16 protein-coding genes, 1 tRNA gene and 1 riboswitch are annotated in these 13729 nt (G+C 68.9%); of the genes, 8 read left to right on the top strand and 9 right to left on the bottom strand.

The annotated features are described in order from the left end of the window. Positions 1–213: 213 nt before the first annotated feature. The gene (locus ACWEFB_RS19220; protein WP_326561737.1) at positions 214–1728 is read right to left on the bottom strand and encodes a peptide deformylase; all 1515 of its coding nucleotides are present in this window, start codon (positions 1726–1728) and stop codon (positions 214–216) included. A gap of 459 nt (positions 1729–2187) precedes the next feature. Between ACWEFB_RS19220 and ACWEFB_RS19225 the strand changes: the two genes are divergently transcribed. Then, positions 2188–2970, top strand: coding sequence for a hypothetical protein (locus tag ACWEFB_RS19225; protein WP_452287426.1), 783 nt, complete (start codon positions 2188–2190; stop codon positions 2968–2970). 25 nt (positions 2971–2995) lie between these two features. Here ACWEFB_RS19225 and ACWEFB_RS19230 read toward each other — a convergent pair whose 3' ends face one another. Next, the gene (locus tag ACWEFB_RS19230) at positions 2996–3127 is read right to left on the bottom strand and encodes a hypothetical protein (RefSeq protein ID WP_452287146.1); all 132 of its coding nucleotides are present in this window, start codon (positions 3125–3127) and stop codon (positions 2996–2998) included. A 179-nt stretch (positions 3128–3306) separates the two neighbouring features. On the opposite strand from ACWEFB_RS19230, the gene ACWEFB_RS19235 reads away from it, so the two are divergent. Continuing rightward, positions 3307–4035 (top strand): class I SAM-dependent methyltransferase, encoded by a 729-nt coding sequence (locus ACWEFB_RS19235; protein ID WP_452287148.1) that lies wholly within the window; start codon positions 3307–3309, stop codon positions 4033–4035. Positions 4036–4102: 67 nt separating this feature from the next. Here ACWEFB_RS19235 and ACWEFB_RS19240 read toward each other — a convergent pair whose 3' ends face one another. Further along, a complete protein-coding gene (locus ACWEFB_RS19240) occupies positions 4103–4642 on the bottom strand; it encodes a YbhB/YbcL family Raf kinase inhibitor-like protein (RefSeq protein WP_326561739.1) in 540 nt (179 codons plus the stop codon). 658 nt (positions 4643–5300) lie between these two features. Further along, positions 5301–5444, top strand: a riboswitch (cyclic di-AMP (ydaO/yuaA leader). 410 nt (positions 5445–5854) lie between these two features. Between ACWEFB_RS19240 and ACWEFB_RS19245 the strand changes: the two genes are divergently transcribed. The 3 genes from ACWEFB_RS19245 (at position 5855) to ACWEFB_RS19255 (ending at position 7208) form a co-directional block, all read left to right on the top strand. Beyond that, entirely contained in the window at positions 5855–6703 is an 849-nt protein-coding gene (locus ACWEFB_RS19245; protein WP_452287150.1) for a C39 family peptidase, read from the top strand. A 125-nt stretch (positions 6704–6828) separates the two neighbouring features. Then, positions 6829–6984, top strand: a complete 156-nt coding sequence (locus ACWEFB_RS19250; protein ID WP_452287152.1) for a hypothetical protein — start codon at positions 6829–6831, stop codon at positions 6982–6984. Beyond that, positions 6981–7208, top strand: coding sequence for a hypothetical protein (locus ACWEFB_RS19255; RefSeq protein ID WP_326561742.1), 228 nt, complete (start codon positions 6981–6983; stop codon positions 7206–7208). The genes ACWEFB_RS19250 and ACWEFB_RS19255 overlap by 4 nt, the downstream gene beginning before the upstream one ends. Before the next feature lie 60 nt (positions 7209–7268). Here ACWEFB_RS19255 and ACWEFB_RS19260 read toward each other — a convergent pair whose 3' ends face one another. The 4 genes from ACWEFB_RS19260 to ACWEFB_RS19275 all read right to left on the bottom strand — a co-directional run bounded on the left by ACWEFB_RS19260 (position 7269) and on the right by ACWEFB_RS19275 (position 9436). Continuing rightward, a complete protein-coding gene (locus tag ACWEFB_RS19260) occupies positions 7269–7643 on the bottom strand; it encodes a type II toxin-antitoxin system VapC family toxin (protein WP_326561743.1) in 375 nt (124 codons plus the stop codon). Further along, positions 7640–7897, bottom strand: a complete 258-nt coding sequence (locus tag ACWEFB_RS19265; RefSeq protein ID WP_452287155.1) for a type II toxin-antitoxin system Phd/YefM family antitoxin — start codon at positions 7895–7897, stop codon at positions 7640–7642. The genes ACWEFB_RS19260 and ACWEFB_RS19265 overlap by 4 nt, the downstream gene beginning before the upstream one ends. A gap of 66 nt (positions 7898–7963) precedes the next feature. Beyond that, the gene (locus ACWEFB_RS19270) at positions 7964–9166 is read right to left on the bottom strand and encodes a serine hydrolase domain-containing protein (protein WP_452287157.1); all 1203 of its coding nucleotides are present in this window, start codon (positions 9164–9166) and stop codon (positions 7964–7966) included. Between the two features lie 181 nt (positions 9167–9347). Further along, a tRNA-Ser gene (locus ACWEFB_RS19275) sits at positions 9348–9436 on the bottom strand. 122 nt (positions 9437–9558) lie between these two features. Here ACWEFB_RS19275 and ACWEFB_RS19280 point away from each other — a divergent pair. Beyond that, on the top strand, positions 9559–10536 hold the full coding sequence (locus ACWEFB_RS19280; RefSeq protein ID WP_452287159.1) for an NAD(P)H-quinone oxidoreductase: 978 nt from the start codon (positions 9559–9561) through the stop codon (positions 10534–10536). A gap of 276 nt (positions 10537–10812) precedes the next feature. Here the strand turns inward: ACWEFB_RS19280 and soxR are convergent, their stop codons facing one another. Continuing rightward, entirely contained in the window at positions 10813–11262 is a 450-nt protein-coding gene (gene soxR / locus ACWEFB_RS19285) for a redox-sensitive transcriptional activator SoxR (RefSeq protein ID WP_452287161.1), read from the bottom strand. Between the two features lie 46 nt (positions 11263–11308). Here soxR and ACWEFB_RS19290 point away from each other — a divergent pair, with 46 nt between their 5' ends. Both ACWEFB_RS19290 and ACWEFB_RS19295 read left to right on the top strand, forming a co-directional pair. Further along, positions 11309–12001, top strand: coding sequence for a transketolase (locus ACWEFB_RS19290; RefSeq protein WP_452287163.1), 693 nt, complete (start codon positions 11309–11311; stop codon positions 11999–12001). A 32-nt stretch (positions 12002–12033) separates the two neighbouring features. Continuing rightward, positions 12034–12927 carry a transketolase family protein gene (locus tag ACWEFB_RS19295; protein WP_452287428.1) on the top strand — a complete coding sequence of 298 codons (894 nt, stop codon included), beginning with the start codon at positions 12034–12036 and terminating at the stop codon, positions 12925–12927. On the opposite strand, the gene ACWEFB_RS19300 is transcribed toward ACWEFB_RS19295, so the two are convergent. After that, positions 12908–13618 carry a glycosyltransferase family 2 protein gene (locus ACWEFB_RS19300; protein WP_326561749.1) on the bottom strand — a complete coding sequence of 237 codons (711 nt, stop codon included), beginning with the start codon at positions 13616–13618 and terminating at the stop codon, positions 12908–12910. The genes ACWEFB_RS19295 and ACWEFB_RS19300 overlap by 20 nt on opposite strands. Positions 13619–13729 lie beyond the last annotated feature (111 nt).

The raw sequence follows: 13729 nt of genomic DNA on the forward strand, positions 1-13729 counted from the left end.
CAGCCTCGACTTCGGCACCGGGCAGTGGCTCAAACGGGACCTGGTCGTCGCGGCGGTGGCCGCGGTCGCGCACCTGACCGTACGCGGTGGGAGCCCGATACCCGGCCCCCCTTCACCCCCGCCCCCGACGGGCCCTGATACGGAGAAAGAGTGGCTATCCCCCCGGATATAGCCACTCTTTCTCTACATCTGCCCCAACGCAGGGCGGGTGGGTCAGTAGCGCCAGGGGCTGCCGGTTTCGCGGTATTCCTCTACCGGGACCAGGGGGATGTTGGGGTCCATGCGGTCGATGTAGAGCTTGCCTTCGAGGTGGTCGATCTCGTGGGCGACGAGTCGCGCCATGGCGAACTCGAAGGACGTGATCGCCCGCCCCCCGTCCCATCTGGCGTGTTCGACGTCGAGTCGGAGTGGGCGGGCCACCAGGCCACGCTGGTCGAAGAAGGAGAGGCAGCCCTCGTACTGCTCGTCGGTGTCCCGGGCGGTGTCGACAACACGCGGGTTGAGCAGGACGACGGGTTCGGCGTCCCGGTCGGGTGGGCGTACGACGGCGGCGGCCCAGGGGATGCCGAGTTGCGGTGCGGCGAGCCCGACCCCCTTGCTGAACGGGTGCAGTTCGTCCAGCCGGTGCAGTGCCGCCCGTAGTTGGAAGACGACGTCCCGGGCAGTGGCCTCGTCCCGGGGCAGTTCGAACAGTCGGGCCGGTTGGCGCAGGAGGGCCGCCCCGCGCTGGACGATGCCGGCGGCCCGCATCCGGTCGCTGGCCCGTGGCTCGGGCTCGGCCTCGGCGGTGGGCTGGGCACGGTAACGCCATTCGAGGCGGTAGCGGGCGTTGAGCGGTGGTTCCTCGGTCGACCAGTCGAAGACCGCCCGGCCGTCGACGTCGTGGCGGAGCAGGGGCGTACGCAACGGCCCCTCTTCGGCCGAGAGGGTGGTCTCCACCCCCCACACCTGGGGGTCGAGGTCCAGCGGGAGGTTGAGCCGGACGGAGAGGTGCCGGGTGGGCAGGCGTACGGCCCGCTGGAACCACGGACCCCACTTCTCCTCACCGACGGTGTACGCGTACTCGATGGTGACCCGCTCGCCGGGGTAGAGCGGGAAGCGACCGTTGGCGTTCTCGAAGAGCAGCCAGACCTCTTTGAAGGCGTCCCGGTCGTGCTTCTTGCGCCAGTCCATCGGCTCGGGGCTGGCTTCGTCGCCGCAGAACGCCTGGAGGTCGAGTTCGGCGAAGGTGAGCGGGTGCTCGCGGTGGTGCCGGTTGGAGCGCCCGGGGTCGCTGGGGTACCGGTCGACGGCGACCCGGACCAGGTAGCGGGTGACGGGTTCGGTGCCGGCGTTGTAGAGCGCCCGCCGGATGACGCACCGGTACGCCTTGTCCTGGTGGGTGAGGGTGGCGGACTCCTGCTCGACGATGAGCCCGGTGCCCGGGGGCAGCCACTGTTCAGGTACGGGCGGGTCCCGGTGCGCGGTCATGTTCGACCGGGCGTGCCGGAGTTCGTCGTACTCCTGGAAGCGTTGCCAGATCGCGCCGGACGCGGCGAGTACGGCCTCGGCCCGGCGGGCGAAATCCTCGGTGGGCCGGTGGCGGCGGCCCTCTACATGGCTGACATATGAGGGGTCGAACCCCATGCGGGCGGCGAGCTGCTTCTTGGTCATGCCCCGCTCGACCCGCCGTCTGGAGAGTTCGGCCGCGAACGAGTCGGCAGCTCGCTCAATGGGCGAGGTGGTCATCTGGTTCCTAAGGGGCCGGGAATCCCAGTCTGGTGGGCGACCTACCCACTGGGGCAGAACTGCCGCGTTAACGACATTTGGCTTGACAATTCTTCCATCATCATCGATCCTATCGCGGCTCGATGCCCTGCTCAGGGCCATGGTCGAGCCCTCCGATCGGTCACTCCCGGTTACCTGTCACCCGTTCGGGTATCCGCCCGCCAGGCGTACCGGTGGATCTCGGTAGCCGATGGTGACGAACGCCTCCGCACCCTCCAAGATGTGGTTAGGCTTCCCTTAGTGCTAACGTGGCGACCGGTACGGTGACCGAAGGGCGGGTGCGGTGACAGCGGTGACACCATGGCGAACGCGGCCCCTGCGCCACGCTGACCTGGGCATCCTCCCGACACGGCGGCACCGCGCCGCCGACCCGCTGGACACATCCGCGCAGCACACAGGTGACGCACGGTGACGGCCGTCATCGATGGGCGCGCGTACGCGACCGCACCGCTCGCACCGGTCAACGCGACCCTGCGTCAGATGTTCGGGACCGACGACCTGCCCGGGCTCGTACCCGGACTGTTCGTCGACGACGAGCGGGGCTGGCTGCCCGCCACCGACCTGATCAACGGCAGTCACCTGCCCGACCTGCTGGCCGCCGCGCGGCGCTCCTGGCAGTCCACCCCGCACGCCGCCGCCGCGCTGTTCTGGAAGTCCTACACCTACTGGTTGGCGCTGCCCACCGTGGTCGGCTGGGCCGCCGCCCGCCGGGTCCCCCTGCTCCGGGCGTCGGACGTACTGGTGCGGGCCGAAACCGACCGGGCGACGCTGACCCTCGGGCTGCGCCGCTCCACCACGGTCGCGGTGCTCGCCTCCGACCCGCTGGCGCTCAGCGGGCTGCCCGAGGTGCGGGTGCTCACCGACGAGACCCAACTCCTCCGCGAGCTGCGTGCCTCGCTGCTCGACGAGCACCTGACCCCGCTGCTCGACGCGATCCACACCCAGGTCCGGGTCGGCGCCCGTACGCTGCTCGGCTCGGTCGCCTCCGGGGTCGCGTACGGCATCCTGCGGGCCGCGGACGGCCTGCCCGGCGCGTCCGAGGAGAACGTCGCGACGCTGCTTCGCGCGCTCGACCTCGAAGACCTGATCGAACTGGTGCCCGGTCCGGACGGTGAGCCGACCGTGCAGCGCAAGACCTGCTGCCTCGCCTTCACCCTGCCGCAGCCGCGGATCTGCAAGGGCTGCTGCATCCGCTCGAACTGAGCCCAGGCAGGACGCCCCCGCCGGTTCACCCGTCCAGCAGGGGACGGACGTCCCAGACCCAGACCCCGCCGATGGGCTTCGACACGACGCCGGTCAGCGCGGTCATCCCGGCGCGCGGTGCGTCGGCCCGAGCACCTCCGCGCGGCGTCGCAGCCACCGGAACAGGGCCACCACGAGTACGACCAGCCATCATCCACCGGAAGGCGGACGGGGACGGATCAACCGAACAATCCGTTCGTGCCACGCCGATGCCTCAATTTCCCTACGGTCGTCGTAGATGGTTCACTCTGTCGGTCCAGGGTGCAGGTCGAGTTTCAGATCGCGAGGAATCGACGCATGGCAGAAATCACTGGGGATCAGCGAGTTCAGTCCGAGGTACTCGAGGGTCTCGCGACCGCCGTGAACCACCGCCGATGGTTTGTTGAGCTGGCGCTGCCCTACCTGGGGGACAACCCGATCGAGATCGGCAGTGGCCTCGGTGACTACGTGCTCGAGTGGGCGCCGCACTTCCCCAGGTTCACGGCCACCGAGGCCGATCCCGACCGGTTGGTGGCACTGAAGGAGCGCCTCGCCGACGAGTCCAACGTCGAGGTACGGCAGATGCTGCTGCCGCAGCCGGAGCAGGAACGCGGCGACTACAGCGCGGCGGTCTCGTACAACGTGCTCGAACACATCGAGGACCACGTCGGGGCGCTGCGGAGCATGCGGGAACTGGTGCGTCCCGGCGGTGCGATCGTACTGATCGTGCCGGCGTTCGAGTTCGCCATGGGTCCGGCGGACATCGCCACCGGACACGTACGGCGCTACACCAAGAAGACGATGCGGGCCGCGCTCACCGACGCGGGGCTGACCGTGGAGCGGTTGCACTACGCGAACGCCCTCGGCCTCATCGGCTACTACATGGCGACGAACGTGTTCCGGCTGATGCCCAAGGAAGGCCCGATGGTGAAGGTCTACGACAGCCTGGTGCTGCCGGTGACCAAGGCGGCGGAGCAGCTCGTGCGGCCGCCGTTCGGACAGTCCGTCTTCGCCGTCGCCCGGGTACCCGGCGCGTCGAAGGCCTGACCGGAGAGCGACGACCGACACCGTTCCACCCGTCCCCGGTGTCGGCCGTCCACTTACTCCGGTTGGTTCAGCCCTTGACCTGGTACGTCGGCCGGATTACCGCCCGTGCCAGGGTGTGGAAGGTCAGGTTGAAGCCGACGTACGCCGGGCTCGCGTCCGGCGTGAGGTCGAGCTGCTCCACATCGAGGGCGTGTACGGCAAAGAGGTACCGGTGGACATGGTCGCCGGCCGGCGGGGCAGCGCCGCCGTACTCCTGGGTGCCGTAGTCGTTGCGGACGGCGAACGCACCACCCTCGACGGACCCGGCCTTGCCCGCGCCCCGGGGTAGCTGGGTGACCGACACCGGGATGTTGACCAGGACCCAGTGCCAGAAACCGCTGGTGGTGGGCGCGTCCGGGTCGTAGCAGGTGACCGCGAAGCTGCGCGTCCCGTCCGGGAAACCGGACCAGGCGAGCTGCGGCGACAGGTCGCCACCGCCCACGCTGGAGTGTACGAACTCGGTGCCCAGCGGCTCCCCGTCGCGCACGTCGTCGCTGGTCAGCGTGAACGCCGGCACCGGCGGCAGCAGGTCGTACGGGTCCGGCCCGATCGCTCGCTCAAGGTTCATCAGGATGTCCTTCCAAAGAGGGAGACTCAGTGTCTTTGTACCCTGTCCGGCCTGCCTCAGTGCTGCCGGTGGGGGAAACAGTGGGCGACAGGTCTCCCGGCGCCCACGACAACACCGGTGGTCCCCATTTTCGGAATACCGATCCGACCACTCGTACGGATGGCCCGCCGCCTATTTCAGCCGAGAATCGGCACCGGTTCGGAAACCCTCTGCCTCGCGTGCGGACGCGACTTTCATCCGGGCTTTTCCCGGCCGGGTCGTCGGCGCGCCCCCGACCGGCAGAGCGTGAACGACGGCTCGCTGGCTGCCGCGCCGGTCGACCGAGGCGGGGGGACCCCGGGTCCGTGGCTGCCGACGAGGGGACCAGCCCGCCTCGGCCCAATGGACATTTCTCTGATCCGGACACCGTGCCGGCAATGTCACCTCGTCGACAAATCCGACGTCGTCAACGTCCGGGACACAAGCGGGTACGCCTGTCGCAGTCAAACTGGTCACTGCGGCTACAACCACTCTCCGTGATCACGGATCGCGGGTCGCACCACTCGAAAGAAGCGGCATGGGTCACGGTTTAAGCAGGCCAAGAGGGGTTGGCAGGAGCAGAAGCGGCCCAGTAACGTCAGCCCGTCTGGTCCGGCCCTTAGTCACCGCGGGTGACACCGGAACAGGCCCGCTGAGTCGTAACTGTTACGAGCCGGGGACCCACAGTAGTTCTGGGGTGAATCCGCGAACCATTGGTTAGCGGTAGGGCGTGCTTCCCGCCCGAATCCGTCAGCTAACCCGGTAGGCGGTATCGGAAGGAGAACATGCTCGTGCAGCGCCGTACCTGCCGTGGCCCAACCCTCGATCCCCCCGGCCCGATCCGCCACCTGCCCCGGCTCGCCCGCATCGCGGTGCAGCCCGCGAAGGTAGCGCACTAGGCCCACTCCGACGACCGGCGACGCACACAGGTACGCGGTCGGTGGCGCGAGGACGCGCGTGACCGGTAGGTGATCCGAAATCGCCCGGCAATTCCCGTGGCGAGTTCATCCGGTAACGCATTTCACCGCATCGCGGTGACGGTTCCGCACGCCCCGATCCGGACCGACGGCTGGCGGTGAATCCGCCCCGCCGATAGCGCGTACCCCGGTCACGTACCCGGCCCCGGCAGAGACATCTCGCCATCCCGATTCATGTGCCCCCGATCGCAGATCGGCACATCTGCGGAGGATCTATATGAAGCATCGTCAGCAACTCCGACGCGTCGTGACCGCCAGCCCGTACCGGGCCGGTGCCGTCTCCGCCGCCGTTCTCGCCGTGGGTCTCACCACCGGCATCCTGCTCACCCAGGGCAACGGGTCCACCCCGCCGGCCAACGCCTCGACCATCGCGGTCGCGGAGAAGATGGGCGGCCAGGCCGGCGCCGAGGTCGCGCCCAGCCTGGTCACCCCGAGCCCGGCCACCCCGTCCCCGAGCGCCTCGACCTCGGCACCGGTTCCGGCGGCCCCGTCGTCGGCCCCGCCCACCGCCGCCAAGGCCGTGGCGACACCGACCAAGGCAGCCAAGAAGGCTCCCCCCGCGTCGAAGGTGCTCGACTACGACTACGAGGCGCAGATCAACGGCTGGTACTGCGGGCCGGCGGCCACCCGGATCGCCCTCACCGCCCGCGACCGTCAGCCGAGCCAGGACGACGTCGCCGCGGCCCTGGGCACCACGTTCAACGGGACCAACTCCGCCGACGACGTCACCCGTGGGCTGAACAGCCTGGCCAAGACCAACTTCTACACGAGCACGTTCATCCAGGGGGCCCCGTCCCCGGCCCAGATGGACCAGCTCCAGGCGGACGTCGTACATGCGGTCAGCAGCGGGTACGCGGTCGTCGCGAACATCGCCGGTTCGGCGACCGACACCGACGGCGGCTGGCACTCGTACGACGGTGGTCACTACCTCACCGTCGTCGGCTACCGCGACAGCGGACGGACCGTGCAGATCGCGGACCCGGCGTTCGTCAACGGGGTCAGCTCCTACTGGATGACCACGATCGACCTGGCCAACTGGATGGCCACCCGAGGCTACTCAGCCTGACCCGCCCTCCCCCCGGTCCCGGGTGCCGACCCAACCGGTCGGCACCCGGGGCTGTCCGTACCAGTGGGACGGTGGCCGCGTTGCCACAACCATCCACGTACGCGTGCGTTGACCCTGTCGTGACCATGGACCTCGCCAATCGGGCGGACACCGGCGACCGCAGGGTCCCGGCGACCGGCGGTGCTCCCGGTCGCTACTCCGAGCCGGTCGCCGCCGCGCGCCGGTACCCCGAACGAAAGGCACAGGTGGTGGCCATGGCCGGTCAGGTGTTCGCCCCGTGAGCCGCGTCGACGAGCCGCTGACCCGCGCGGGCATCTGGGAGGCGGCAGCGATGACCATCGCCCAGCACGAGGACCGGGGTACGTCCTACGCCCCCGGCACCTGCGCCTGTTGCACCCCGGACGGCTGCGCGCAGTTGAGCTGGGCGATGGAGGTACGCGCCGGACGTGATCCGGAGTACCCGATCGGCAGCCCGGCCCCGCCAACGCTGAAGTCGATCAGCTGACGCCCCAGCCCGACGAGCCCGAAACTGCCCGATCACCGTGGTAGGAAGTGCGATGCTCGTTCATGCGGCGAGCACGGAGACGTCGTACTTCCGAATCTCGGGGTCCCGGGTGATCAGGGTCAGATCTTCACAGCGAGCCTGGGCCACGAGCATCCGATCGAACGGATCACGATGAAACAGCGGAAGACGCCCAGCCGCGATGGCATGCTCGGACGTCACTGGGAGTTCGCGGAAACCGCTGGCGCGGATACGCTCAGGAAGATCGGCCGGCTCCTTGAGCTTGCCGATCGCCTGTTTGATGCAGACCTCCCAGACCGTGACCGGGCTGACATAGACATCCGGCTCGTGATCCAACTGAGCCTTGATCTCTTCCGCCAACGTCGGATCATCCGTCAACCACCAGATCACGACATGCGTGTCCAGGAGCAATCTCATCGCGGCATACCGAAGTCACCGGCGATGCTGTCGTTGACCTCGGCGGAGTCCCAGTCCTCTGTGGCGACCAGTTTTCCTCGTAGCGAACCGCGACCACTGCGGTCCACCCGGCGAGTCAGCGGGATGACCTTTGCGACCGGGTTGCCGGCACGGCTGATGATGATCTCCTCGCCGTGTTCGACCCGATCGATAATCCGTGACAGGTTCGTCTTCGCATCATGGATGTTGAACTGCATCGCCGCTTCGCCTGACATGTCGCCTCCTTAGCTAAGAGGTTAGTCCATCCCGCGTACTGCCGCTGCCAGCTGGTGAAGTCGCGGTTACCGACCGTCTGCCGCCTCGATGGCGAGCTTGGCGAATTCGTTCAGCCCGCCGTTCCACATGAAGTCGCTGGTCTGGGTCAGGGCGATCGCGACCAGGTCGGTGTGGGGGTCGTTGAACCAGGTGGTGCCGTACCCGCCGTCCCAGCCGTAGCGGCCCGGTACGGGCGAGATCTCGTCCGGCTCGACCGCGACGGACATGCCCAGCCCCCACCCCCGGCCGCCGAGCAGCATCCCGCCGGTGGAGATCTGCTCCGGGGTCAGGTGGTTGGTGGTCATCAGGTCGACCGACGCCTCCGACAGCAGCCGCTCACCCCGGTGCACCCCCTTCGCCAGCAGCAGCCGGGCGAAGGCCAGGAAGTCGTCGGCGGTGGACAGCAGGCCGCTGGAGCCGGACGGGAAAACCGGCGGGCTGGACCACTCGCTCGGGGTGGAGACCGTACGCAGTTCCATCTTCCCGGTCTGGAAGTCCGTCATGTAGTGGCTGGGCAGTCGCCTGGTGTAGTCGGCGGGCAGCCAGAAGCCGGTCTCGGTCATGCCGAGCGGCTCGAAGATCCGGGCCCGGAAGAAGTCGCCGAGCGGCTGTCCGGCGGCCCGCGCGACCAGGACACCCAGCACCAGCGTGCCGACGTTGTACTGCCAGCGCTCGCCGGGCTGGTACATCAGCGGCAGCGAGGCGAACCGCCTGATCCACTCGTCCGGCTCGTGCGGCGTACGCGGATCCGGCTGCCCGAGGACGAGTTGCAGCTCGTGGACCGCCTTGTTGATCGGGAACGGTGGGTCGAAGCTCGGTTCGGTGATCGTGCCGAATCCGAGGCGGAAGGTCAGCAGGTCCTCCACCAGGATCGGACGATCGGCCGGGACGGTCTCGTCGAGCGGCCCGTCGACCTGCTTGAGCACCCGGCGATCGGCCAACTCCGGCAACAGCCGGTCGACCGGCTCGTCCAGGCTCAGCCTGCCGTCCTCGACCAGCATCATCGTGGCTGCCGCGAGGACGGGCTTGGTCATCGACGCGATCCGGAACAGGGTGTCCCGCCGCATCGGCACATCGCCGCCGAAGGCGGTACACCCGATGGTCTCGACCCGTACGTCGTCGCCCTTGGCGACCAGGGTGACCAGGCCCGGCAGCTCGCCCTTGTCGACCCGCCCCGCCATGGCATCGCGCAGCCGGTCGAGTCCGGCCCGATCGAGTTCGCCTGTCATCTCACAACCTCCGATGCGTACGGTTCCACGAACGGGTCGAAGCAGCGTTCGGCGGATCGACATCCAATCGGGTCCATCTTCACCCTCGACACCGACAGTCGACGCCCCGACACATCGTGTCGGGCACCCCGGCGGCGAGTGGATTGCGATGGTGCGGGCGGGCGTTCCCGCTGTTCAGGGGCGGAGGGTGTGGGATTCGAACCCACGAAGAACATCGCTGCCCTTACCGGTTTTCAAGACCAGCGCCATCGGCCACTAGGCGAACCCTCCTTGGCCTCGGAAGCCGTACCCGGCGGTCCGTTGCCGTCGCCTAGTCTGCCATGAACCGGACCTACCCAGACGCCATGGTCCACAGGACTGGACAGGACGGCAGGTTTCGCCAGACTGGACACATGAAGGCGATCACTGTTCCGGAGCCGGGCGGACCCGAGGCACTGGTCTGGGCCGACGTTCCCGATCCCGAACTCGGTCCGGGCGAGGTGCTGATCGACGTACGCGCGACCGCCGTCAACCGCGCCGACGTCCTGCAACGGCAGGGCAGGTACGAGCCGCCGAAGGGCGGTTCGCCGTACCCGGGGTTGGAATGCTCCGGGGTGATCGGCGCGATCGCCCCCGACGTGACCGGGTGGCGGCTCGGCCAGGAGGTATGTGCCCTGCTCACCGGCGGCGGCTACGCGCAGCGGGTGGTGGTCCCCGCCGGGCAGGTGCTGCCGGTGCCGGCGAACGTCGACCTCGTCGACGCGGCCGGCCTGCCCGAGGTGGCCTGCACGGTCTGGTCGAACCTGGTGCAGGTGGCCCGGCTCGGCGGGGGCGAGACGCTGCTCGTCCACGGCGGTGGCAGCGGCATCGGCACCTTCGCCATCCAGTTCGGCACCGCCTTGGGCGCGAACGTGATCGTCACCGCCCGGGCCAGCAAACACGAACAGTTGCGCAAGCTCGGCGCCACCCACGTCATCGACTACACCGACCAGGACTTCGTCGAGGAGACCAGAGCCGCCACCGACGGGCGCGGTGCGGACGTGGTCCTGGACATCATGGGTGGGTCGTACCTGACCCGGAACGTGCAGGCGCTCGCCAACCACGGCCGGATCGTGGTGATCGGCCTACAGGGTGGCCGCAAGGGTGAACTGAACGTGAGCACCCTGATGTCGAAGTACGGCTCGGTCCACGGGACCGTCCTCCGGTCCCGCCCGTCGGCGCAGAAGGCCGCCATCGTACGGGGAGTACGCGACGAGGTCTGGCCACTGCTGGAGTCGGGCGTGATCCACCCCGTGGTGGACCGGCGGCTGCCGATCACCGAGGCGGCGCAGGCGCACCGGATCCTGGAGGACAGCAACCACCTCGGCAAGGTGCTCCTCACGCTGGAGTGATCGCGGTGGGTCGCGCTGGGTCGGGGCGGGTCGGGACGGATTGCCGCAGGTCGCGGCCGGCCCGGGACCGCCGCCGGCCCGCCCCTGGGACATCCCCCGGCCGCAGACATACAACGCCTTTCTCCTCTACATCAAAGATGATGTAGATACATCATCTTTGATGTACGAATCGAACGCGTTGTTTTGTCCGGCGGGGCGACCGGCAAGAGGCCCGGCGGGACGACCGGCAAGAGGCCCGGCGGGACGACCGGCAAGAGGCCCGGCGGGACGGGTGCGCTAGGCCCGGGCGGTGCGGGGGAGCATCAGGCGGGCGCCGGGTCCCTCGGCGGCCAACTCGTCGCCGGGGTTGTAGAGGGTGCACCGCTGCAACGACAGGCACCCGCAGCCGATGCATCCGTTCAGGTCGTCGCGGAGTTTGGTGAGCATCCGGATCCGCTCGTCCAGCCGACCCTGCCAGGCGGCGGAGAGCCGGGTCCAGTCCGCGGTGGTCGGCGTACGCGAGTTGGGCAGCGAGTCGAGCGCGGCGCGGATCTCCTCCAGCGAGATCCCGACCTGCTGCGAGATCCGTATGAACGCCACCCGGCGCAGTTCGCTGCGCTCGTACCGGCGCTGGTTTCCGCCCGTGCGTCCGGCCCGGATCAGCCCGAGCCGCTCGTAGTAGCGCAGCGCCGAGGGGGCCACCCCGGACCGGACGGCCAGATCGCCGATGGTCAATCCCTCCTGCACGATCACCCCTTGACTTGAAGTTAACTTCAACTCGCAGGCTAACCGCATGACAACGGCACCGACAACCAGCGCCGGGCTCGGCCCGCTGCTGCGCCGGCTCACCGGCGACGAGAAACACGGGCCCAGCGCGTTCTCGACCCTGGACGTGATCTGGGTGCTCTACGACCGCATCCTGCAGGTCGATCCCGACCGGCAGGACGCTCCCGAGCGAGACCGGTTCCTGCTCTCCAAGGGACACGGACCGGCCGCCTACTACGCCGTACTCGCCGCCAAGGGTTTCATCCCCGAAGCGTGGCTGGACGACCTCGCCGGGCCGGAGAGCCGGCTCGGCCACCACCCGGACCGGCTGCTGGTGCCGGGGGTGGAGATCGGCAGCGGCTCACTCGGGCACGGCCTCGGACTGGGCATGGGCAGCGCGCTCGGGCTGCGGGCCCAGGGCCTGACCCAACCCCGGGTGTACGTCCTGCTCGGCGACGCCGAACTGGACGAGGGCGCCAACCACGAGGCGATCGCGTACGCGGGTGCGACCGGACTGTCGAACCTCACCGCGATCGTGATCGACAACCAGTCGGCGAGCCACGGGTGGCCGGGCGGGATCGCCAGCCGGTTCACCGTCAACGGCTGGACCGCCGCGGGCGTCGACGGGCGGGACCGGGACGCCATCGAGGCCGCCCTGCGCGGCCACCAACCCGATCGGCCGCACGTCGTGGTGGCCCGGGTCGAATCGAAGGAAGGCTGACGAACATGTCCGGTACCGCAGTTCCGTGCACCATGCGGGAGACCTTCGTCAGCACGGCGACCGCGCTGCTCGCCGAAGCGCCGCGTACGGCCGTGGTGCTCGCCGACATCTCCGCCTCGGCGTTCGCCCCGGCCGCCCGAGCCCATCCCGACCGGGTGCTCAACGTCGGCATCCGCGAACAGTTGATGATCGGCGTCGCCGGTGGGCTCGCTCTGACCGGGCTGCGCCCGATCGTGCACTCGTACGCGACCTTCGCGGTGGACCGGGCGTACGAGCAGCTCAAGCTGGACCTGGACCATCAGGGCGTGGGCGCGGTGGTGGTCAGTGTCGGAGCGTCGTACGACGGTTCGAGCATGGGCCGGACGCACATGTCCCCGGCCGACGTGGCTCTGATCGACACGCTCGGCAACTGGACCGTGCACGTACCCGGTCACCCGGACGAGGTCCCGGCGCTGCTGCGTACCGCGGTCGGCAACGACGACGCGGTCTACCTGCGGCTGTCCACCCAGACCAACAACCGCCCGTACGAGGACAACGGGGGCCGGCTCCGGGTGCTCCGACGGGGAAGCGCGCAGGGGGCGGTGGTGGTGGCGGTCGGGCCGATGCTCGATCCGACGATGCGGGCGGTCGCCGGACTGGACGTCACGGTCGCGTACACGAAAACGCCCCGCCCGTTCGACACGGCGGGGCTACGTTCGCTGGTCGGCACCAGGGGTGCGGCGGAGGTGGTCCTGGTCGAGCCGTATCTCGCCGGTACGTCAAGCGCTCCGGTCGGGCAGGCGCTGACCGACGTGAGCCATCGGTTGCTGGCCCTGGGCGTGGGCCGCACCGACCTTCGACGTTACGGCAGCCCGGCGGACCATGCCCGGTGGCACGGGCTGGATCCGGCAGGCCTGCGCGCCTCGATCAGCGCTTTCCTGGGGTAGGGACGTTGCGGCGTCGGGCGCGTTCACGGCCGAGGATCCAGACCGCCTCGACGCCGTCCTTCCAGGTGATCTTCTTGCCCTCCTCGCGGCCCCGCGCGCGGTAGCTGATCGGCACCTCGTACGGGCGGATCTTGCGACGGAGCAGCTTGCCGGTGACCTCGGCCTCCATGCCGAACCCGCGCGACTTCACGTCGAGCGAACGGTAGAGCGCCACCGGCAGCAGCTTGAAACAGGTTTCCAGGTCGCCGATGTACGAGTTGAACAGGACATTGGCAGCGGTCGTGACGGCCTTGTTGCCCATCACGTACCAGAAGCTGTATGCGCTGTGGCTGCCGAATGTCCGATTTCCGTATACAACCGTGGCCCGCCCGTCGAGTACCGGGTCGAGCAGCTTCGGAATGTCCTGCGGGTCGTATTCGAGATCGGCGTCGAGCATCACCATGTACTCGCCGTCCGCGTGCGCGACCGCGGTCTTGATCGCGGCGCCCTTACCGGCGTTACGCGGGTGGGTGATCACCCGGAGCCGCGCGTCGTCCGCGCGACCGAGGATTTCGGCGGTGCCGTCGCGGCTGCCGTCGTCGACGACGAGCAGCTCGATCTCGCACGGGTAGTCGACCGCAAGTGCCTGTTTGAGGGCATCCGCGATGCGTTCTTCCTCGTTGTAAACCGGCATGAGGATCGATAGCTTCACAGGAGGTCTCCACGGTGCGGACGACGAATCGGCCCTAGCCTAGCTGGTCCCGCCGATTGGCAAAGTCCGGCGCTGTGCGTCGGTTGCCGGACCGCAGGCCATGTGGTGTTT

It is taken from the genome of Micromonospora sp. NPDC004704 (genome assembly GCF_053601675.1).